This is a genomic window from Phaeobacter sp. SYSU ZJ3003, from assembly GCF_041300735.1.
Lineage (GTDB): Bacteria > Pseudomonadota > Alphaproteobacteria > Rhodobacterales > Rhodobacteraceae > Phycobacter > Phycobacter gallaeciensis_A.
Genome location: NZ_PXNU01000020.1, coordinates 1 through 20,981, shown reverse-complemented (window position 1 = coordinate 20,981; position 20,981 = coordinate 1). Strand labels below are relative to the sequence as shown.

Genomic DNA, 20,981 nt, shown 5'->3' with positions numbered 1-20,981 from the left:
GGGGGCGGCTCTGAAGAGGGGCAGCCCCGACCAGAGCCGCCCCTCTCGTGTTACTTCAGCAGGCAGGCCTGCAGCTTTGCGCCAAGATCAGCGTCGATCTTCATGACCTCGCCCCAGCCCTCTTCCTGAGCGGTGGTGTTCCAGGTCGCGGCGGCCTCGCCTTCAAAGGTCAGCGTCTTGATACCGGCATCTGCCTGTGCCTTTGCCTCGGCCGCGTTGCGTTCGACGTTCATGGCGTTCTGCTCTTCGATCCAGGCCGCGCCCTTTTCCAGCAGCGCGCGCTGTTCGTCATCCAGACCGTTCCAAGCGTCGAGATTGACGAGGAAGTTGACATCGACCTGATAGAACCCCGGATCGACGCGATAAGCCGTCTGTTCGTGCCAGCCGAGATCCAGAACCCCCTGGCTGGGCCAGCCGTATCCGTCGATCGCACCGCGCTCCAGTGCGGAATAGACCTCGCCCGGGGCGGTGCGGACCAGCGTGGCGCCCAGTTTCTCGAACATGGCGCGGTAAACCGGCGTGGTGCGCAGCGTCAGCCCGGTCAGGTCGGGGCCTTCCAGCGGTTTGGTCAGATAGAGGTGATAGTTCATGTGATCGCCGACGCGGGCGAGATATTTCACGTTCATCTGGTCCTGGTGGATGCTGTCGACCAGTTCATAACAGCCGTTTTCACGCTGCTCCTGAATGGTGTTCTGGGCCAGATGCAGGGCATCGCCGGTGGGCACGAGGTTCGGGTAGTAGGCGGTGGTGTTGTTGGCAATATCGACGATGCCAGCCTGCACCGCGTTGCCCAGTTCGAACGGCGGCACGGCTTCGGGACCACCCAGAAGCTCGATCTGGACCACGCCCTTGCCGTTCTCGTTCACCCATTCGACGAAAGCTTCGAAATCGCGCGAGAAGGTGGTGCCGGTAGCAAATGCGGTGACAGCCCGCAGCGACACCTCCTCTGCCTGCGCGGCAGATGTTCCCAGAGCGGTGGCCGCGACAAGCGCAATGGTGGCGGCAGATGAACGGAAAGTCATGTGTGTCTCCCTGACTGAAATCAGGCGCGCCGGTGGACTTTTTTGGAACGTCCGGTTGTTGTTTGGGCGGCCTGGCGATGGCGGACCATCTGGCGTTTACTTTATGCTTGAAATTTCAAGCCTCAAGTAATTTATGTGCAAAATCAAGTATTTTTTATACATGTATTGCAGGGTCTTACTAAAAATCCCCCGACTCTTTCCAAAGCCGGGGGATCACATCTTGCAACCGGAATATTCGGCAGCCCAGCGCGACCGGATCAGGCGCCCAGACGGCAGTACAGCCCTGCGGCCAGTCGGGCACGTTCGACGAGGCTGTCGATCTCGATGTGCTCGTTCAGGGTATGCAAACCTTTGCCGCGTACCCCAATGGAATCGAGGGTCGGAAGCCCCATGAAGCCGGTAAAATTGCCGTCCGATCCGCCCCCGGCAGAGCCTGCGGGCAGCTCGAACCCGATGTCACCCGCGATGGCGCGCGCCACTTCCAGCATCGCCATGGTGCCGGGCTGATCTGGCTCCCAGACCGGGCGGGTGACGCCGCGACGCACCTCCATGATGACATCGCCCTCGGTCGAGTTCAGCGCCATCATCTCTGCGACGCCCTCATCCAGCAGTTCCTGCGTTTTGGCCATGGTCAGCACCTCGGCATCGCAGACAGAGGACACGCAGTTGACCCATTTCCCGGCGTTGATCACCCCGACAGAGAAGGTGCAGTCCTCGTTGGTCATGCCTTCGATCACCGCCACGTTGCGGGCCATCTCGGCAATAGCTGATCGCCCTTCGGACAAAGCCCAGCCTGCGTGGCTTGGCCGCCCTCTGGTCTGCAGGTTGAAACGCGCAATCGCGTAGCGGCCGATCACCGCGCCACCATCGGGCCGGGCGGGTTCCGGCACCAGGATATACTGGTGGCGCGCGGCTTCCATCTCGATCAGGCGGCGGGCCATTGGGGTACCGATTTCCTCATCCGGGGTGAAAAGGAAAGTCACTGGCAGCGGTGTTTCGATCCCGGCTGCCAGGATCTGGCGCATGGCTTCAAGGTAGACGTAGTTGCCGCCCTTCATGTCCATGATCCCGGGACCATAGCAAAGGTTGCCCTCGCGCCGGAACGGCAGCTTTTCCAGCGTACCGACCGGGTGCACGGTATCAAGGTGACCTAGCACCAGAATGCCACCTTCGCCCGCGCGGGGATGCGGCATGGTCGCGCGCACACTATCGCCCAGCCCCATACGGCCCGGAATACGCTCGACCCGTGCGCCCAGCGCCGCCAGATCGTGCTGCGCCACATCCATCATGCGGTTCACAGCCGCGGCGTCGAAGGTGGGGCTTTCTGTTTCCACCCACAGCCGCAGCCCTTCGAGCATCTCATCCGCGTCAAAGGGCAGATCCAAGGGATCTTTCGTCATGCTCAGTTCCTTTTCAGACGGGTTTCGATGATCCGCGCATAGACCGAAGCGCCGACAGGCAGGATCGCATCATCCAGCACAAAGGCGGGGTTGTGCAGCGGCACGGTGCCCGCGTGACCAACGCGGCAGTAGGCGCCCGGCACCACCTGCAGCATATCGGCGAAGTCTTCCGATCCAGTCGCCTGATCTTCGGTGATCACCGCCATATCAGGGCCGACGATGTCTGCGGCAGCTTCGATATAGGCCTGAGACAGCTCCGGATCGTTCTGCAGCACATCAAAGACATTGCGCAGGGACACCTCGATCTCCACCCCATAGGCCGCGGCCATACCGGCGCAGAGTTCCTTCATGCGGGCCTCGGCCATTTCGATCACATCGGCGTGGAAATAGCGGATGGTGCCGGCGATGCTGGCGCTGTCCGGAACCACGTTATAGGCAGAGCCGGAATTGAACTTGGTCACCGACAGAACCAACGGTTTGGTGGGCGGCGTGTTGCGGCTGACGACGCTTTGCAACTGCTGCACCAGCGCGGTGGCAATCACGATCGGGTCCCTCGACTGGTGTGGCATGGCGGCATGGCTGCCGGTGCCGGAGACGGTGATGTCAAAGAAACTGGCCCCGGCCATCGCCGGTCCGGGCGTGATCTCCACCCGCCCCGGCTCGCCATTGGGACTGTTGTGCATGCCGTAGATCTCATCGACCGGGAATTGTTCGAACAGGCCTTCCTCAATCATCCGGCGGGCGCCGCCAAGACCTTCTTCGGCGGGCTGGAAGATCAGAACGGCGGTACCGTCGAAATCGCGGGTTTCAGCCAGGTAGCGCGCAGCCCCCAGCAGCATGGTGGTATGGCCATCGTGGCCACAGGCATGCATCTTGCCCGGGTTGGTCGAGGCAAAAGAAACGCCGGATGCCTCGACGATGGGCAGCGCATCCATATCGGCGCGCAGGCCGATGCGACGGTTGCCGCCCCCCTGCCCCTTGATGATCGCGACAACGCCGGTACCGCCCAGACCTTCGTGCACCTCGTCAACGCCATAGGCGCGCAGCTGCTCTGCCACGATGCCAGAGGTGCGGGTTTCTTCAAATCCCAGCTCGGGATGGGCGTGCAGATCCTGACGGATCGCGGTCAGCTCGGCGGCGAAATCCTCAATCTTGGGAAGAACGCTCATGCATAATCTCCTGCTATCTGTGACGCGTCGGGAAGGGCGCGAAAGTTGGCAAAGTCCCAATGGCGGCCGGGAGCGGCCTCGATCAGGCTCTGGGTATATTCATGGGCCGGGTTCGCCAGCACATCGGCGGCGCGGCCCTGTTCCACCACGCGACCGCGCTGCATGACGATGACATCGTCGCAGATCTGGGCAGCCACGCGCAAATCGTGGGTGATAAACAACATGCCTATACCAAAACGCGCCTGCACGTCGTCCAAAAGCTCCAGCACCTGTGCCTGTACACTCACGTCCAGCGCCGAAACCGCCTCGTCTGCCACCAGAAGGTTTGGCCGCATGGCCACGGCCCGCGCGATGGCAATCCGCTGGCGCTGCCCACCAGAGAACTGATGAGGATAGCGGTCAAGCGCGTTGCGCGGCAGGTCCACCAGCTCCATCAGATCACCGGCATGATCCATGGCTTCGTCTTTCGAGGTGCCAAAGTTGATCGGCCCCTCACACAGCGAGCGCGCCACGGTCCAGCGCGGGTTCAGCGAGCGATAGGGATCCTGAAACACGATCTGGAAATGCTTGCGATGGGGTTGCAACTGGCGGCGGCTTAGGCGCGCGACCTCGGTACCCGCAACCGCGACCGAACCGTCTGTCGGGTCGATCAGCCGCATGATGCAGCGCGCAACGGTGGATTTTCCAGAACCGCTTTCGCCAACGATGCCAAGGGTCTGTCCCGGCGCAATGTCGAAATTCACATCCTGCGCGGCATGCACCTCGTCATTCTTTCGGAAGACACCGCCGCCGCCATAGACCTTTTCCAGCCCGCCGACTTTCAGCACCGGCTCAGCGCCCGTGGGCGCACGCGGGGCGCGGGGCGCCAGGTTCGGAACCGCCTGCAACAGCTTGCGGGTATAGTCCTCCTGCGGCGCGGTCAGCAGCTCGGCAATCGGCGCGCGTTCCACGATCTGGCCCTGCTGCATGACGCAGACGGTATCAGCGATCTCGGCCACAACGCCCATGTCGTGGGTGATGAACAGAACAGCGGTGCCGTGGCGCTCCTGCATCTCGGCGATCAGTTTCAGGATCTGCTGCTGGGTGGTGACATCCAGTGCCGTCGTCGGCTCATCCGCGATCAGCAGATCCGGGTCCAGCACCAGCGCCATGGCGATCATGATCCGCTGCCGCTGCCCGCCCGAAAGCTGATGCGGAAAGGCAGAATAGATGCGCTGCACATCCGGCAGATGCACCTGCTCCATGATGTCGAGCGTGCGCGCCTTCGCCTCAGCTGCCGACAGATCGGTGTGCATGTTCAGCACCTCTTCGATCTGTTCACCGACCCGCAGCACCGGGTTCAGCGCCGTCATCGGCTCCTGAAAGATCATCGCCACGCGTTTGGCGCGCAGCTCGCGCATCTGCGACCCGCTGGCGGCAGTGATCTCCACCTCCTTGAGATCGATGCGCCCGCCGGTGATCTCAAGCGCGCCCTTGGGCAACAGCCCCATGGTCGCCAGCGACGTCACCGATTTGCCCGAGCCGCTTTCGCCCACCAGGCACAGGGTTTCACCAGCGCGGATATCGATATCGATGCCGCGCAGGACCGGATCGGTCATGCTGGTCCCGCTGAGGCCGACGGTCAGGCCGCGAATGGTCAGAACCTGTTCCGCCTGCGAGAAGTCCTTGGATTTGAACTGCATCTTATGCCTCCCGTTTCTTCAGACGCGGATCCAGAAGGTCACGCGCGGTATCGCCCAGAAGGTTGATCGACAGGATGCAGAGCGACAGCATCACCCCGGGCCAGAAGATCAGACCCGGCTTGATCTGGAAGAAGGTCCGCCCCTCGGCCATGATATTGCCCCAGGTCGGGATCTCGGTGGAAACGCCAGCGCCCAGGAAGCTGAGGATCGCTTCGATCAGGATCGCGGAGGCGCAGATATAGGTGCCTTGCACGATCAGCGGCGCCAATGTGTTCGGCATCAGGTGCTGGATCAGGATCTTAGGCATCGAAGAGCCCAGCGCGATGGCCGCCTCCACATAGGGTTCCTCGCGCGCGCTCAGCACGACCGAGCGCACCAGCCGCACCACGCGGGGCACCTCGGGGATGGTGATAGCGAGGATGACGGAATGCAGGCTCGGCCCGTTGAGGGCCACCAGCGCAATCGCCAGCAGGATCGCGGGGATCGCCATCAAGCTGTCCATGATCCGCATGATGACCCCGTCGGCAGCGCGGAAGAAGCCCGCGACCAGACCGATGGCAAGGCCGATGGCGACGCTGACCACGGCCGCGCCCACGCCGATAAGCAGCGACACGCGGCCGCCGGTCATCACCCGGCTAAAGATGTCGCGGCCGTATTGGTCGGTGCCCAGTATATGTGCCTCTGACGGCGGTTTCAGACGCGCCAATGCATCCATCGAAAGCGGATCATAGGGCACATACAGCGGCGCCAAAAGCGCGGCCAGCACGATGAGCGTCAGCATCAGCGCGGCCAGCATCGGCCCCAGCCCAAGGCGAGCGCCCGCAGGCAGCGACAACAGGCGGATCAGCGGCTGAAAGGCGCTCTGACTGGAGGAAGAATGATCGGTCATGTCAGTAACGGATCCTCGGGTCAAAGAAGGAATAGGAGATGTCCACCAGAAGGTTCACCAGCACGTAGATGCCCGCCGTCAGCAGGATCATCGCCTGGATCACCGGGTAGTCACGCGCGAGGATGGCATCGACAGTCAGACGCCCGATCCCGGGGATGTTGAACACGCTTTCGGTGACCACCACGCCGGAAATCAGCAGCGCAAAACCGGTACCGATGATGGTGAGGATCGGAACCGCCGCATTGCGCAGCGCATGGCGGAACAGCACGGTGTTCTCGCGCACGCCCTTGGCGCGGGCGGTGCGGATGTAATCCTCTCCCAGCACCTCAAGCATGGAGGCGCGGGTCATGCGCGCGATCAGCGCCACATAGATCGTCGCCAGTGTCAGCGAGGGCAGGATGGCGCGGATGAAGAAATCGCCCAGCCCGTCAGTCGGCGAGGCATAGCCCTGTACAGGTACCCAGCGCAGTTCGATGGCAAAGATCTGGATCAACACATAACCGATCACGAAGACCGGCACCGAAAAGCCGAGGACAGAGAAGGACATCACCGCAAAATCGGCCCAGGTCCGGTGGCGCCAGGCGGCGATCACCCCCATCGGCACGGCCAACAGGACCGAGATGATGATGGTCATCAGGGCGATATTGATGGTCGGCCACAGGCGGTCCCCGATCATGTCGGCCACCGAGGTGTTGGAAATCAGGGAGGTCCCGAGATCGCCCTGGAGCATCTGCCCGGTCCAGGTGAAGAACTGCACATGCAGCGGGTCATTGAGGCCAAGATTGTCGCGGATCCGTTCAAGCTGCGCCGGAGTGGCGGCGTCGCCTGCAAGAATGGCTGCCGGATCGCCCGGTGTCAGCCGCAGCAAAAGAAAGACGAAGACGGCCACGATGATCATAACTGGAACGGTCGCCAGGACGCGCTTCAGGATATAGCTGAGCATAGACAGCTACCTTTTGAATTAGTGTGGAAAAGCCGGGGCGCGGGAAAGTTCCGCGCGCCCCGGAAGTCGGGGGAGGGATTAGTCTTCCTTGGTCACGTTCCAGAACACCGGAACCGGCGAGGGGATCATGTTCTGGATCGCGTTCTGGCGTGCCTGCGGCATGGTGTATTCGCCAAGGTGGATGTAGTTCACGTTGTCCATCACGTGTTCCTGGATCTTCACCGCAACCCCTTTGCGTTCCGCATCGGAGGCCGCCGCGACAAAGTCGGAGCGCAGGGCTTCGATCTTCTCATCCGAAGGCCAGCCGAACCAGGCATCGTCGCCACGGCCGTTGACCATCACGTTGATCAGCGGGTCCGAGATTTCAGGCACCATCCAGTTGGTGAAGAAGATGTTCCAGCCACCTTCTGCCGGGGGCAGCTGCTGGGCACGACGGTTTACAACGGTCTGCCAGTCCATCGGCTGCATGTCGACGTTGAAGCCCGCTTCGCGCAGGGCCTGCGCCGCAACCACCGGCTGGTTCGACAGGCTGACCACGTCGGTCGGCGCCATCAGAACGATGGGGGTGCCATCATAACCGGCTTCCTCCAGCAGGGCCTTTGCCTTGTCCGGATGTGCGCCGGAAGTGATCGCTTCGGCACCGGCCTCGTCGCCCAGCGGCGTGTCACAGCCAAAGATCGCACCGCAGACCTTGTAGTAGGACGGATCGCCCATCATGGTCGCCAGCACGTTTTCCTGGCTCAGCGCTTCCAATGCGGCCTGACGGACCTTCGGATTGTCAAACGGCGCATGCAGGAAGTTCGGGCGGCCGATGGTCACATAACCCAGCGGGTCGCGGGTTTCGACGGTGACTTCCGGGGCCGTCTGCAGGATCGGCAGCAGGTCGACCTGAACCTGTTCAAGGTAGTCGATTTCACCGGCAGCCAGCGCGTTGATGGCGGTCAGCGAGTCCGGCATGGTGGTCCAGACCACCTTGTCGACGTTCACGACCTTGCCGCCAGCCATCCAGCTCGCTTCTTCGCTGCGCGGCACGTAACCGTCGAACTTGCTGTAGGTGACCGAAACGCCGGGTTCGTATTCATCGGTTTCAAACACGAAGGGACCGGAGCCGACATATTCGGTGATGGTCTCATCCGCCGAGGTCTCTGCCACCCGCTTGGGCATGATGAAGGGCGGAACCGCCGACTGTTTGGAAATCACGTTCATCAGCGGCGGGAAAGGTTCGGACAGGGTCCAAACGACGGTCTTGTCGTCGGCCGCCTCAAGGCTTGCAGTGACGTCAAAAATCATCTGACCGCCACTGTCACGCTTGCCCCAGCGGGTCAGCGAGGCAACAACATCTTCACCGGTGACCGGCGCGCCATCGTGGAACTTCAGCCCGTCGCGCAGGGTGAATGTATAGGTCAGCCCGTCGTCAGAGACCGCAAATTCGGCCATCTGGGGCTGCGGCTGGAAGTTTTCATCAACGGCGGTCAGGACGTCATAGACCATATAGCCGTGGTTGCGAGTGATATGCGCAGTAGTAATCACCGGGTCCAGAACACGGAGGCCCGAGTGCATCACTGCCGTGATCACCTTTTCTTCTTCGGCCTGGGCCGCAAGCGGTGTCAGCATGGTGGCACCCGCCATCAGCGTTGCAGCCATGCTGCCGCGCAGGGCGGAAAGGGGACGAAGTGTTTTCATTCTTGTTTTCCCTGTTGTTGTGAGGAGGAACGGTTCTGTTGTTTTTGGTTTTGGGCTCCGGCGAAACACCCGCCGAAACCAGGGCGCAGGGCGCCGTATGAGTTCAGGACCCGAAGACGGGTCCGTTGGGGGACAGGCGCAGGCCTGTCCGCAGCCGCGTGAACGGCAGGTCTGCCGGGCTGAAGGCCATCGGCCCCGGCGCCAGACAAACCAAGGTTTTCCCGGCGATCGGATCGAAATCCGCCCGGAAATGGGTTGAGCTCTTGAGAACGAGAATGGATTGGTCCTCAGGCGTGATGCCGACAAAGCGGAACATCTCGCGGTCGGCGAGCTGGGCAATCTGGCTGGTGACCACCACCCGCACGCCGCCGATCCGCAGGCAGGCCGCGGGGCTGAGATCGAGCCAGGTGCCCCCATAATAAGGACCGGTCGCCTGCAGCTTGTCCGTGACCAGCTGCTCCACCACCGCTTCGGTTTCAAACGGCACGTCCTCAGGGAAGTCGGGATGCCCGCCAAGGGACAGCCTCACGCTGGCTCCCTCCCCCGCAGCAAAGGCGCGCGAAACAGATTCCGGGTCCACGATCAGGCCAAGGGCCGCTTTCTGTGCCTCCGCTTCGACCAGCGCACGTAGCATGCCTGTTGTGGTGGCAGCGCCGCCAGCACCGGGGTTGTCCTGCGTATCGGCCAGAACGATGGGCGCCTTGACGCCTGTGGCCAGAAGCCGCTGCGCCTCGGCGACGCCTTCGGCTGCCGTGTAGGTCCGGCTGTCAAAGGCGCTTTCGGCCTCCCCATAGGCCGCCGCGATCTGATCGACCGCAGCTTCTGCCGCCTTTTGTGTCGGGGCAAAGGCGATTGCGCAGGGGCCACAGTCAGGAATATCCGCTGCCGGGAAACCCATAAACAGGGAGGCCGCTGTGCCCGCATCGTCCATTTGCGCAACCGAACGATAAAGGGATGCGGCAGGCTCCATCGTCGTGCTCTGGAACGAGATCGGCACCATATAGGGCAGGCTGCGATAGGCCTTGGCCGGGAGGGTTCCGCTGCGCAGGATATCATCCAGCAGCCGCGCCGCGCGGGCGCCTGTCTCGGCCATGTCCACATGCGGATAGGTGCGAAAACCGGTCAGCACATCGACCATTTCCACCAGCCGCCGCGAGATATTGCCATGCAGGTCCAGCGCCGCGGCAATCGGCACATCCGGTCCAACGACCGCCCGCACACGAGTGGCAAGCTCACCCTCGCCATCATCCAGATGAGTGGTGACCATGGCGCCGTGCAGATCGAGGAAGACACCATCCAGCGGTCCGGCCGCCCGGATGCCCTCTACGATGCGTTTGGCGATGCTTTCAAAGGCCTCTTCGGTCACTTGCGCCGACGGGATTGCCCCCGCCCATAGAACCGGCTCCACCTGCCAGCCGCGCTCTGCCGCGACGGTCAGGGCACCGCTGATGCCCAGATTCACACCCTTGCCCGCCTCCAGCAGCGCCGCGCCTTCGGTCAGCGGGATATAGCCGCCGCCCTGCTGAAAGGCCGGTAGATCCGCGGGGTTGGGCGCGAAGGTGTTCGTCTCGTGAAGAAATCCGGCCAGGGCGACCCGCATCAGTCATCACTCCGTAAAGAACAAGGTTGCCGCCACGGCAACCTTGTTAAATGTATTATATAGTGATACAGTTGTATCATGAATCAATCGTAGACATCCAATTTTGGATTCGTCAACACTCAGGCGGACTCATGCGACCCAATGTCAGAACAACCCCGGGCAAAGAGCTGAAATTCGAAGCAGAAGAGGGCGATGCGCTTTTTGTGCGTTCTGCGGCGCGGGCCATGCAGGTCCTTGCGGCCTTTCACGGGGTCAACAAGGCGCTTAGCCTCAGTGAAATCGCCAAGCTGTCGGGGCTGGATCGCTCCGCCACCCAACGCATCGTCCACACGCTGGCAAAACTGGACTATGTCCGGCGCAGTTCGGATGATCGCGGCTATCTGCCCGGCCTGCGCCTTCTGGATCACACGCTGGATGTGCTGCGGCTCGACCCGCTGGTGCAAAAGGCAACGCCGGTCCTGCTGGAGCTGCGCCGCTCCCTGCGGGAACGCATCGACCTCAGCCTGTTTGACGACACCCGGATGATTTACGCCTTCCGCATCCAAAGCAAACGCGAGACGTTTTACGCCACTCTTGTCGGCCACAGCGTTCCGGCCTTTGCCACGGCGGGTGGGCGCGCGGCGCTGTCGCTGATGACCGATGATGAGGTCCGGGAGGTTCTGGGCAGGTCCGAATTGATAGAATACACCGCCGCAACCCGCACCGATCCCGAGGAAATTCTGGAGCAGGTCCGGATTGCACGTACCAATGGCTATGCGGTGATCGTCGATGAATACCTGCGCGGCGAAGTCGCCATCGGCGTCGGCATTTCACGCGACGGGCGCCCCATCGGCGCCATCCACGTTGCAGGCTCGCTCTCTGAATGGTCGCAGGACGAATTCGAACGTCAGGCCGCGCCGGTGGCGATGGAAGCCGCACGCGATATCATGGCCAGCCTGTAGGGGCTTTGACCACGGCCAAACCGGGCGCGGTTGTTACCTGTGTGGTGGTGTAATCGAGTTTGCGACATCCAGCAGATAAGGCACCAACTCGCGCTCGACCCGCTCAATCGTCCAGTGGAAGGCAGAGACAGAACATTGCACCGACGCGCGGGCAATGCCGTTGGGGCCGCGGATCGGTGCTGAAATCCCGATCTCGTCCAGAATCATCTGATCCTCTGTCAGACTGAACCCACGTTCTGCGGTTCGGGTGATCTGCCGTCCCAGTTCTTCGCGGTCCATGGTGGTGCGAGCGGTCATCTGCCGCAGCGGCCAGTTTTCCAGTGCTTCCGCAACATCCTCAGGCGCCCAGGTGGACAGAATCGCCTGCCCGGGCGAAGTGGACAGCGCTGGCAGGCTGCGCCCGACCAGCATCGCTTCGAAGTTGGTCCGCTGGCAGGGCAGCCGGGTGACATAGACGATATTGGTACCGGAGATTTCAGCCAGGTTCACCGTCTCGCCCAGCCGCTGTGACAGTTCGATCAGCTTTGGCATCGCCAGCGCCACCAGGTGATCGGACCAGTAATAGGCATAGGCCAGCCCGAGCCAGGCATGGGTCGGACGGAATCTCTTGGTCACCGGATCCCGGTTGAGAAAGCCTTCGACCGCCAGGGTATTGGCCAGCCTCTGCACCGCGCTTTTGTCCATTCCGCTGAGCTTGACCAGTTCGGTCAGCGACAACTCAGTATGGTTGCGGCCGAATATTTTAAGTAGTTTCAGACCCTTGGCCAGAGAAGACACATAAAGCGTGTCCTGCTTCCGGGGGGTAGCACTGTTATCGCCACCGGCGTCACCGGACATTTTTCGACTTGACGACATGGGACAGCCTGCCCTCTTATGACATTATTGTGATAGTGAGTATCATATAATAATACCAATGTCAAACCCTGAGTACTGTTGCACCCTATGGCAGCCCTTCAGGTCAACATGGAGTAAACATGAAACGCTTTCTGATCCCCGCGACCGTTCTTGCGCTCAGCGCTGCAGCTGCGCATGCAGACAAGTCCGAAGACGTGCTGAATGTGGCCTTCACCAAAGAGCTGGAGAACGTCGACAGCTACTTCAACTCCTCCCGTGAAGGCGTTGTGCTGCAGCGCGCGGTCTGGGACGGTCTGATCTACCGCGATCCCATCACCAACGAATACAAGGGTAACCTTGCAACCTCGTGGGAGTGGATCGACGATCTGACGCTGGAGCTGAAACTGCGTGAAGGCGTGACCTTCCACAACGGCGAACCCTTTGATGCGGACGATGTGGTCTACACCGTGAACTTCGTTGCCGAAGAACAGAACGGCGTGAAGACCCAGCGCAACGTCAACTGGATGAAATCGGCCGAGAAGATCGACCAGTACACCGTGCGCATTAACCTGAAGGCCCCCTTCCCCGCCGCGATCGAATTCCTCTCCGGTCCGGTCTCGATGTATCCGAATGAATATTACGCCGAAGTCGGTCCCTCGGGCATGGGCCTGGAGCCCGTCGGCACCGGTCCCTACAAAGTGGTTTCGGTCGACCCGGGCAAGCATTTCGTGCTGGAGAAATACGAAGGCTACCACGACAGCCCCAAAGGCCAGCCCGAAGTCGGCACCGTCGACATCCGCACCATCCCCGATGTGAACACGCAGATGGCGGAACTGTTCAACGGCTCGCTGGATCTGATCTGGCAGGTGCCGTCTGATCTGGCGGAAAAGCTGGAGCAGATGGGCAAGTTCACCGTTGCCAACGAAAGCACCATGCGCATCGGTTATCTGACGCTGGATGCCGCCGGTCGCACCGGTGAAGACAACCCCTTCACCGACGTACGCGTGCGCCGCGCGGTGGCCCATGCCATCGACCGCGAGGCATTGGTTTCGGCGCTGCTCAAAGGTAAGAGCCAAGTGATTTCCACCGCCTGCTTCCCCAGCCAGTTCGGCTGCGATCAGGATGTGGTCTCCTATGAATACGACGTCGAAAAAGCCAAGGCCCTGCTGGCCGAAGCGGGATACCCCGATGGGTTCAAGACCGAGTTCTACGCCTACCGCAACCGCGACTACGCCGAAGCGATCTCCAGCTTCCTGAACGCTGTCGGCATCGACACCGATTTCAAGATGCTGCAGTACTCTGCCCTGCGCGAACTGCGCATGAAGAGCGGCACGCCGGTCTCCTTCCAGACCTGGGGCTCCTACTCGATCAACGACACCTCGGCGATCACCAGCCAGTTCTTCAAGCTCGGCTCGCTTGACGATGCCCGCGACGAAGAAGTTGCCGGCTGGCTCGATACCGCTGACAGCGCCACCGATCCCGAAGTGCGCAAGGAAAACTATTCCAAGGCACTGAAAAAGATCGCGGATCAGGCCTATTGGGTGCCGATGTTCTCCTACAACACCAACTACGTCTTCTCCCAGGATGTGGCCTACACCCCCACTGCCGATGAAGTTCTGCGCTTCACCGACATGGAATGGAAGTAAGCTGATCCCTGCGGCGGGGCCCCGGCCCCGCCGTCTCTGCTCCCCGCCCTGCCCGGGTGGTTCTCCCTTATCCTGCCCAGCAAATGAGGTTCCCCTTGCTGCGTTTCATACTGAAGCGGGCCGGGCTGGCCATATTGGTCGCCCTTACGGTCTCGTTGATTTCCTTTAGCCTGCTGTTTTTGTCCGGTGATCCCGCCACGGCGATCGCGGGCGAACATGCCAGCGATCAGGATGTCGAAGCCATCCGCCGCATCTACGGGTTTGATCGCCCGATGCTGGTTCAATACTGGGACTGGCTGGTCAGTGCCCTGCGTGGCGATTTCGGCGAAAGCTACTATTTCAAGCTGCCGGTGGCGAGCCTGATCATGGACCGCCTGTCCATCACCATGACCCTGGGTGTCTGCGGCATTTCCTTTGCCCTGCTGACCGCTGTTCCGCTTGGCGTGGCCGCCGCGATCAAGCCGAACTCGCTGATCGACCGTTTGGCCCTGTTCCTGTCCGTTGCCGGTCAGGCGATGCCCAGCTTCTGGTTCGGTCTGATCCTCATCGTGGTTTTCTCGATCCAGCTTGGCTGGCTGCCGCCCTCGGGCACGGCAACGCCGCTGCACTTCGTGATGCCGACCATCGTGCTTGGCTACTACGCGATGCCCGCGATCATGCGTCTGACCCGTGCAGGCATGCTCGAAGTGCTGTCCTCGGACTACATCCGCACCGCCCGCGCCAAGGGCGCGCCAGAGGGGCTAGTGATGTTCAAACACGCGCTGCGCAACGCGATCATCCCGGTGGTGTCGCTGGCGGCCGTGCAGATGGGCTTCATGCTGGGCGGCTCGATCGTGGTTGAATCCATCTTCGCGCTGCATGGCGCAGGTTACCTCGCCTGGGAATCCATCAGCCGCAACGACCTGCCGACCGTGCAGGCGCTGATCCTTGTATTCTCGATGTTCTATATCGTTTTCACCTTCCTTGCCGACGTTTTGAACGCGTGGCTGGACCCCCGCATGAGGGCCGGATGACATGACCCAGACTGCTGATCCTCTTCTTCAGGACATTATCGGCCCGACCCCAGGCCAGCTGCTGCGCAAGCGTATCTTTGGCCATCAGGGCCTGTTGATCGGCGGCGTGGTGCTCGCACTGCTCGTCATCGTCGCGCTGTTTGCCCCCTATATCGCGCCGCATGATCCCTATGCCCAAAGCCTGCTCGCACGGATGGAACCGCCGGTCTTCCTTGGCGGCACATGGGAACATCCGTTGGGCACCGACCACCTTGGCCGGGACTACCTGTCGCGCCTAATCTATGGCGCCCGCGTATCACTGATGATCGGTGTCGTGGCGGCGCTGATCTCGGGCCTCATCGGTACCGCCATGGGCGTGGCCGCAGGCTATTTCGGTGGCCGCGTCGATGCAGTGGTAACCTTCCTCATCAACGTGCGTCTGGCGATGCCCGTGGTGCTGGTCGCACTGGCCGTGGTCGCAATCTTCGGCGGCTCGCTCACCGTGGTCATCCTCGTTCTGGGCCTCCTGCTCTGGGATCGCTTCGCCGTGGTAATGCGTTCCTCCACCCTGCAGGTGCGCGGCCGCGAATATGTCGCCGCCGCCCGCGCCATCGGCTGTTCCAACACCCGCATCGTGATGTCGGAAATCATGCCCAATATCGTCAACAACCTGATCGTTGTCGTGACGCTAGAGATGGCCCACGCCGTCCTGCTCGAAGCGGCGCTGTCCTTCCTGGGTCTTGGCGTGCAACCGCCGACGCCCTCCTGGGGCCTGATGGTCTCCGAGGGCAAGCAGATGATGCTGTTCGAACCCTGGCTGGTTCTGATCCCCGGCTTTGTGCTCTTTGCGCTGGTTCTGGCGATCAACCTGCTGGGTGATGGTCTGCGCGACGTCACCGCACCTGAAAACCGCAACTGAGGGAGGCAGGCATGACTGACACACCGATACTCTCTGTCCGCAACCTGACGCTGGATATTCCCGTCGGCGGCGGCACCTTGCACGCCGTACGCGGCATCGACTTCGACCTGAATCGGGGCGAAACGCTCTGCATCGTTGGTGAAAGCGGCTCCGGCAAGTCCCTGACCTCGCTCGCGATCATGGGGCTTCTGGGCAAGAAGATCTCGCGCAAGGCGGATCAGCTGTCCTTTGACGGCATCGACCTGATGAAGACCAGCCAACGCGGCATGCGCAAGCTGCGCGGTCTTCGCATGTCGATGATCTTTCAGGAGCCGATGACCTCGCTCAACCCGGCCTATACCATCGGCGACCAGCTTACCGAGGCGCTGCTGCTGCACAAGCCGGTGTCGAAGGATCAGGCCCGCGCCCGCGCGGTGGAACTGCTCGAAAAGGTTGGCATCACCGCCGCCGAAAGCCGCCTGTCGCAATATCCGCACCAGCTGTCGGGCGGCTTGCGGCAGCGGGTGATGATCGCGATGGCGCTGATGTGTGAGCCTGAGCTGATCATCGCGGACGAGCCGACAACCGCGCTCGACGTGACCATTCAGGCGCAGATCCTGCGGCTTCTGGTCGATCTGCAAAAGGAACTGGGCATGGCGATGATCCTCATCACCCATGACCTGGGCGTGGTGGCCCGCGTCGCCGACAAGGTTGCGGTTATGTACGCGGGCGAGCTGGTCGAGACCGGCCCCGCCACCGCCGTCTTCCAGTCCCCGGCGCACCCCTACACCCGTGGCCTGTTGCGCTGCATCCCGGTGCCAGGCAAGACCGAGCGCGGCGCCGAACTCGGCACCATCCCCGGCATCGTGCCTTCACTGGTGGGCGATGTGACCGGCTGCCCTTTCCGCACCCGCTGCGATCATGCAGTCGCGGCCTGCCGCGAACCGATCCCGCTGCGCGAACACGCCAGTGCTGATCACAACTTCCGCTGTGTCCACGCCAATGGCCACGCCCAGAACTCCGAAGAGGTGCCCGCATGAGCGATACTCCCGTGTTGGAACTGCGCAACGTGTCCAAGACCTATTCGGTCAAACAGGGCATGTTTTCCTCTCCCAAGCCGCTGAAGGCGGTCAATGACGTGTCGCTGAAGATCGGCCGCGGCGAGGTCCTGGGCCTTGTCGGGGAATCCGGCTGCGGCAAATCCACCCTCGCCAAGATCCTGCTGGGCCTAGAACAGCCTACCGAGGGTCAGGTGCTGGTGGATGGCAAGGAACTCGGCGCTCAGAACCGGTCGGAACTGGCCCGCCGCATCCAGCCGATCTTTCAGGATCCCTATTCCTCGCTCAATCCGCGCAAGAGCATCTACGACATCATCTCTTTGCCGCTGCGGGTGCACAACGTGGGTGACAGCGCCAGCCAAGAAAAGGCGGTGCGCGAGATCCTGGACATCGTCGGCCTGCCCGCGCGGGTGATGAATACTTACCCCAGCCAGATGTCCGGCGGTCAGCGGCAGCGGGTGGCGATTGCCCGGGCGCTGATCATGAAGCCCGAGATCGTCATCTGTGACGAGCCAACCTCGGCGCTGGATGTGTCTGTGCAGTCGCAGATCTTGAACTTGCTTGCAGATCTGCGCCGTGAATTCGGCCTCACCTACCTTTTCATCAGCCATAACCTTGCGGTGGTGGAACACCTCGCGAACCGGGTGGCGGTAATGTACCTCGGCCGGATCGTCGAGGAAGCCAGTGTTGAAGGCCTGTTCGACCGCAGCCGCCATCCCTATTCCGATGCGCTGCTGCAATCGGTGCTGACTCCGGACCCCAACAAGGGCGTGCCGGACACCCACCTGGGCGCGGCCTACCCGAACCCGATTGCGCCCCCATCAGGCTGCCATTTCCACCCGCGCTGCGCCAAGGCAATGCCCCAATGCAGCCAGGTTGCGCCGCAGACCGTTGCGACCGAAGATGGCCGCGTCGAATGCCACCTCTTTGACAGCGCCCAGACCTCTGCGGCCTGATCGGACAGAAAGGAAGACTCACATGATATCCAATCTCTCCTCGACGCAGGTGACCCGCAAGACGGTGATCGAAACCGAATACGGCGTCGTCGCAGCCCAGCACAGCCGCGCCGCCCGGATCGGGGCCGATGTGCTGGCCGCAGGCGGAGACGCGGTGGATGCCGCCGTCGCCGTCTCCTTTGCCATCGGGGTGGTCGAACCCTGGATGAGCGGCCCGGCCGGTGGCGGCGCCGCCATGCTCTGGCGCGCTGACGAAGGGCGCGCCTATGCACTCAACTACGGCATGCGCGCGCCTAAGGGGCTGAACGTCGCCGATTATCCGCTGTCCGGCGAAGGCAAGGCCGGCGATCTCTTCCCCTGGGAAAAGGTCGTCGAAGACCGCAACGTGCAAGGCGCCACCGCCATTGCGGTGCCAGGCACCGTCGATGGTGTGGGCAAGGCCCACGCGCGGTTCGGCAAGCTGCCGTGGAAGGACTTGCTGCAACCGGCCATCGCACTTGGCCGCGAGGGGCTTGCGGTGGACTGGTATGCGGCGCTGATCATCGCCTCGACCACCCGCGCGCTGGCGCAGGACGCCGACGCCGCGGCGCTGTTCCTTGAGGACGGTCAATGGCCAACCATCGCGGGCTGGACCAGCCTCGCGGACAAGCGCATCGACATGTCCAAGATGGCTGATACCCTGTCGCAGCTGGCCGAGGCCGGAGCGCGGGATTTCTACGAAGGTGACATCGCCGCCGCCATGGCCGCCGACGTGCAGGCCAAGGGCGGATCGCTCTCGGTCGAAGACCTTGCCAGCTATCATGCAGAGCTGCAGGATCCACTGTCCTTTGCCTATCGCAACACACGCTTCGACGTGATGCCGGGGCTGACGGCGGGGCCGACATTCCGCGATGCCTTTGCCCATCTCGAAGAGGCGCTGACGCCCGGCGATCAACCGGGTGCAGAGGCCTATACCGCCTATGCCGCCGCGCTGAAGGCGGCCTATGCCAAACGTCTGTCAGGCATGGGCGATGATGGCGAAACGCCGGATGCCCCCGGCTGCACCACGCATTTCTCGGTGGTGGACCGTCACGGCAACATGGTGTCCCACACCCAGACGCTGCTGTCGATCTTCGGCTCCCGCGTGGTGTCGCCGCAGACCGGATTGCTGATGAACAACGGCATCATGTGGTTCGACCCCGAGCAGGGCAAACCAAACTCGCTGGCGCCCGGCAAACGCTGCCTGATGAACGTCTGCCCGGTCCTGGGCGAGACAGAAAGCGGCAGCCGTTTTGCCTTTGGCGCATCCGGCGGGCGCAAGATCGTCTCGGCCGTGGCGCAGCTTTCGTCCTTTATGGCGGACTTTGGCATGGACGTGGGCGAGGCTTTCCACCAGCCCCGGATCGATGTGTCAGGTGGGGAGACCGTGGTCGCGGACGACAGCCTGCCCGCCGATGTGATCGCCGCGCTTGAAGCCGAGCACAACACGGTCACAACCCGCCGCGCCGTCTTCCCCTATGCCTTCGCCTGCCCGGCCGGCGTTCAGCGCAAGGAAGGCCGCAACAGCGGCTGCACCGAAATCATGTCGCCCTGGGGCGATGCCATTACCGAACCTGTGGAGCAGAAATGACCGCATCTACCAGCCGCGACGGCGCAATTTCCCGTGTCAGCAGTTATTTTGACGAAGGCACCTTTCAATCCGACCTGGCCCATTGGGTCACTTACCCGACCGAAAGCCAGAACCCCGAGGCCGCGCCTGAGCTGATGCGCTACCTTGTCGAGGTGATCGAGCCCCGTCTCACCGCCTCCGGGTTTACCTGCGAGATCTTCCCGAACCCCGATCCTGCCGGTGGCCCGCTCCTGGTCGGCGAACGGACCGAGGATCCGGCCCTTACCACCGTTCTGACCTATGGCCATGGCGATGTGATCCGCGCCCAGACCGAACAGTGGCGCGAAGGGCTGGGCCCCTTCACCCTGGTCGAGGAAGGCGATCGGCTTTATGGCCGCGGCACCGCCGACAACAAGGGCCAGCATCTGGTCAATATCGCCGCGCTGGAGGCCGTGCTGGCCGAACGCGGCAGCCTTGGCTTCAACGTCAAGATCGTGATTGAAATGTCCGAGGAAACCGGTTCTGCCGGTCTGCCGGAATTCTTCACCGCGCAGAAGGACCGCCTGAAGGCCGACGTTCTGATCGCCTCAGACGGGCCGCGCCTGCAGCCCGACACCCCCACCATGTTCATGGGCTCGCGCGGCGGTGTCAGCTTCGACCTTGAACTCGACCTGCGCGAGGGTGCGCATCACTCCGGCAACTGGGGCGGCCTGCTGGCGGACCCGGCGATGATTCTGGCCCACGCGCTGACCACCATCTGCGACCGCCGCGGCCAGATCCAGATCCCGGAATGGCGCCCTGACAGCCTGACCGACACCGTGCGCGCCGCGCTGGACGGCCTGCCGCTCAAGGGCGACAGCGGCCCTGCGATCGACAGCGACTGGGGCGAGACCTCGCTGACCCCTGCTGAGCGAGTCTTTGGCTGGAACTCCTTCGCGGTGCTTGCAATGACCAGCGGCGTGCCGGAAGCGCCAGTCAATGCCATCGCCCCAACCGCCCGCGCCACCTGCCAGCTGCGCTATGTGGTGGGCACTGATCCCGATGACATCCTGCCCGCACTGCGCCGCCATCTGGACAAACACGGGTTCGAAAACATCAAGGTCACCCCGCATGACCGTGGTTTCTTCAAGGCAACCCGGCTGGATCCCGATCACCCCTGGGTGACCTTCGTGGCCGGATCGCTGACCGAAACCGCAGGCAAGAAACCGCATATCCTGCCGAACCTTGCCGGATCCCTGCCGAACGACAGCTTTGCCGATATCCTGGGCCTGCCGACGGTCTGGGTGCCGCATTCCTATCGCGGATGCTCGCAACACGCCCCGAACGAACATGTTCTGAAGCCCGTCTGCCGCGACGCGCTGCGCTGCATGACCGGCCTGTTCTGGGACCTGCCGCAAGCGGACGCAGACGGCACCGCGGCCAGCTGATCACCGCGCTGTATTTTGATCGAAACAAAGGGCCCGCGACTTTGCGGGCCCTTTGTTTCAGTTCAATTTCCCAAAAGGTCCAAGCGCGATTGAAGACTGCCAGCGCGCCATTGTTCGATGTGGCTGTTAATCATTGGTAGAACACAAAAACGCCGCAGCCCTTTCGGGTGCGGCGTGTTCGCTAAAGTTGGTTGCGGGAGCAGGATTTGAACCTGCGACCTTCAGGTTATGAGCCTGACGAGCTACCGGGCTG

At 62.3% G+C, this 20,981-nt stretch carries 17 protein-coding genes; 8 read left to right on the top strand and 9 right to left on the bottom strand.

Annotated elements, in window-relative coordinates; genetic code table 11:
• Window positions 1-50 precede the first annotated feature (50 nt).
• From dctP to C6W91_RS08910, 8 genes are all read right to left on the bottom strand, one after another.
• The gene (dctP, locus tag C6W91_RS08945; RefSeq protein WP_065271719.1) at window positions 51-1,022 is read right to left on the bottom strand and encodes a TRAP transporter substrate-binding protein DctP; all 972 of its coding nucleotides are present in this window, start codon (window positions 1,020-1,022) and stop codon (window positions 51-53) included.
• A gap of 257 nt (window positions 1,023-1,279) precedes the next feature.
• Entirely contained in the window at window positions 1,280-2,422 is a 1,143-nt protein-coding gene (locus tag C6W91_RS08940) for a M20/M25/M40 family metallo-hydrolase (RefSeq protein WP_274830435.1), read from the bottom strand.
• Window positions 2,423-2,424: 2 nt separating this feature from the next.
• Window positions 2,425-3,591, bottom strand: coding sequence for a M20 aminoacylase family protein (locus C6W91_RS08935; protein ID WP_274840021.1), 1,167 nt, complete (start codon window positions 3,589-3,591; stop codon window positions 2,425-2,427).
• Window positions 3,588-5,273 (bottom strand): ABC transporter ATP-binding protein, encoded by a 1,686-nt coding sequence (locus C6W91_RS08930; protein ID WP_274840022.1) that lies wholly within the window; start codon window positions 5,271-5,273, stop codon window positions 3,588-3,590. The genes C6W91_RS08935 and C6W91_RS08930 overlap by 4 nt, the downstream gene beginning before the upstream one ends.
• Window position 5,274: 1 nt before the next feature.
• Window positions 5,275-6,162: an ABC transporter permease gene (locus C6W91_RS08925; RefSeq protein WP_065271723.1), complete on the bottom strand. Its 888-nt coding sequence runs from the start codon at window positions 6,160-6,162 to the stop codon at window positions 5,275-5,277.
• A gap of 1 nt (window position 6,163) precedes the next feature.
• Window positions 6,164-7,105, bottom strand: coding sequence for an ABC transporter permease (locus tag C6W91_RS08920; protein ID WP_274840023.1), 942 nt, complete (start codon window positions 7,103-7,105; stop codon window positions 6,164-6,166).
• A 78-nt stretch (window positions 7,106-7,183) separates the two neighbouring features.
• On the bottom strand, window positions 7,184-8,788 hold the full coding sequence (locus C6W91_RS08915) for an ABC transporter substrate-binding protein (RefSeq protein ID WP_274840024.1): 1,605 nt from the start codon (window positions 8,786-8,788) through the stop codon (window positions 7,184-7,186).
• A 103-nt stretch (window positions 8,789-8,891) separates the two neighbouring features.
• Window positions 8,892-10,388, bottom strand: coding sequence for a M81 family metallopeptidase (locus C6W91_RS08910; protein WP_274840025.1), 1,497 nt, complete (start codon window positions 10,386-10,388; stop codon window positions 8,892-8,894).
• Window positions 10,389-10,519: 131 nt separating this feature from the next.
• On the opposite strand from C6W91_RS08910, the gene C6W91_RS08905 reads away from it, so the two are divergent.
• Window positions 10,520-11,329, top strand: a complete 810-nt coding sequence (locus C6W91_RS08905) for an IclR family transcriptional regulator (RefSeq protein WP_065271727.1) — start codon at window positions 10,520-10,522, stop codon at window positions 11,327-11,329.
• A 33-nt stretch (window positions 11,330-11,362) separates the two neighbouring features.
• Here C6W91_RS08905 and C6W91_RS08900 read toward each other — a convergent pair whose 3' ends face one another.
• Window positions 11,363-12,184 (bottom strand): IclR family transcriptional regulator, encoded by an 822-nt coding sequence (locus tag C6W91_RS08900; protein ID WP_370570768.1) that lies wholly within the window; start codon window positions 12,182-12,184, stop codon window positions 11,363-11,365.
• Between the two features lie 119 nt (window positions 12,185-12,303).
• On the opposite strand from C6W91_RS08900, the gene C6W91_RS08895 reads away from it, so the two are divergent.
• From C6W91_RS08895 to C6W91_RS08865, 7 genes are all read left to right on the top strand, one after another.
• Window positions 12,304-13,809 (top strand): ABC transporter substrate-binding protein, encoded by a 1,506-nt coding sequence (locus C6W91_RS08895; RefSeq protein WP_065271729.1) that lies wholly within the window; start codon window positions 12,304-12,306, stop codon window positions 13,807-13,809.
• Window positions 13,810-13,904: 95 nt separating this feature from the next.
• Entirely contained in the window at window positions 13,905-14,822 is a 918-nt protein-coding gene (locus C6W91_RS08890; protein ID WP_065271730.1) for an ABC transporter permease, read from the top strand.
• A 1-nt stretch (window position 14,823) separates the two neighbouring features.
• Window positions 14,824-15,720 carry an ABC transporter permease gene (locus tag C6W91_RS08885; RefSeq protein WP_065271731.1) on the top strand — a complete coding sequence of 299 codons (897 nt, stop codon included), beginning with the start codon at window positions 14,824-14,826 and terminating at the stop codon, window positions 15,718-15,720.
• Between the two features lie 11 nt (window positions 15,721-15,731).
• Window positions 15,732-16,739, top strand: coding sequence for an ABC transporter ATP-binding protein (locus C6W91_RS08880; protein WP_065271732.1), 1,008 nt, complete (start codon window positions 15,732-15,734; stop codon window positions 16,737-16,739).
• Window positions 16,736-17,713 carry an ABC transporter ATP-binding protein gene (locus tag C6W91_RS08875; protein ID WP_065271733.1) on the top strand — a complete coding sequence of 326 codons (978 nt, stop codon included), beginning with the start codon at window positions 16,736-16,738 and terminating at the stop codon, window positions 17,711-17,713. Before C6W91_RS08880 ends, C6W91_RS08875 begins: the two co-directional genes overlap by 4 nt.
• Before the next feature lie 22 nt (window positions 17,714-17,735).
• Complete coding sequence (locus C6W91_RS08870) at window positions 17,736-19,322, top strand: gamma-glutamyltransferase (protein ID WP_237028445.1); 1,587 nt, start codon at window positions 17,736-17,738, stop codon at window positions 19,320-19,322.
• Window positions 19,319-20,728, top strand: coding sequence for a M20 family metallopeptidase (locus C6W91_RS08865; RefSeq protein WP_274840027.1), 1,410 nt, complete (start codon window positions 19,319-19,321; stop codon window positions 20,726-20,728). The genes C6W91_RS08870 and C6W91_RS08865 overlap by 4 nt, the downstream gene beginning before the upstream one ends.
• Window positions 20,729-20,981: the final 253 nt, after the last annotated feature.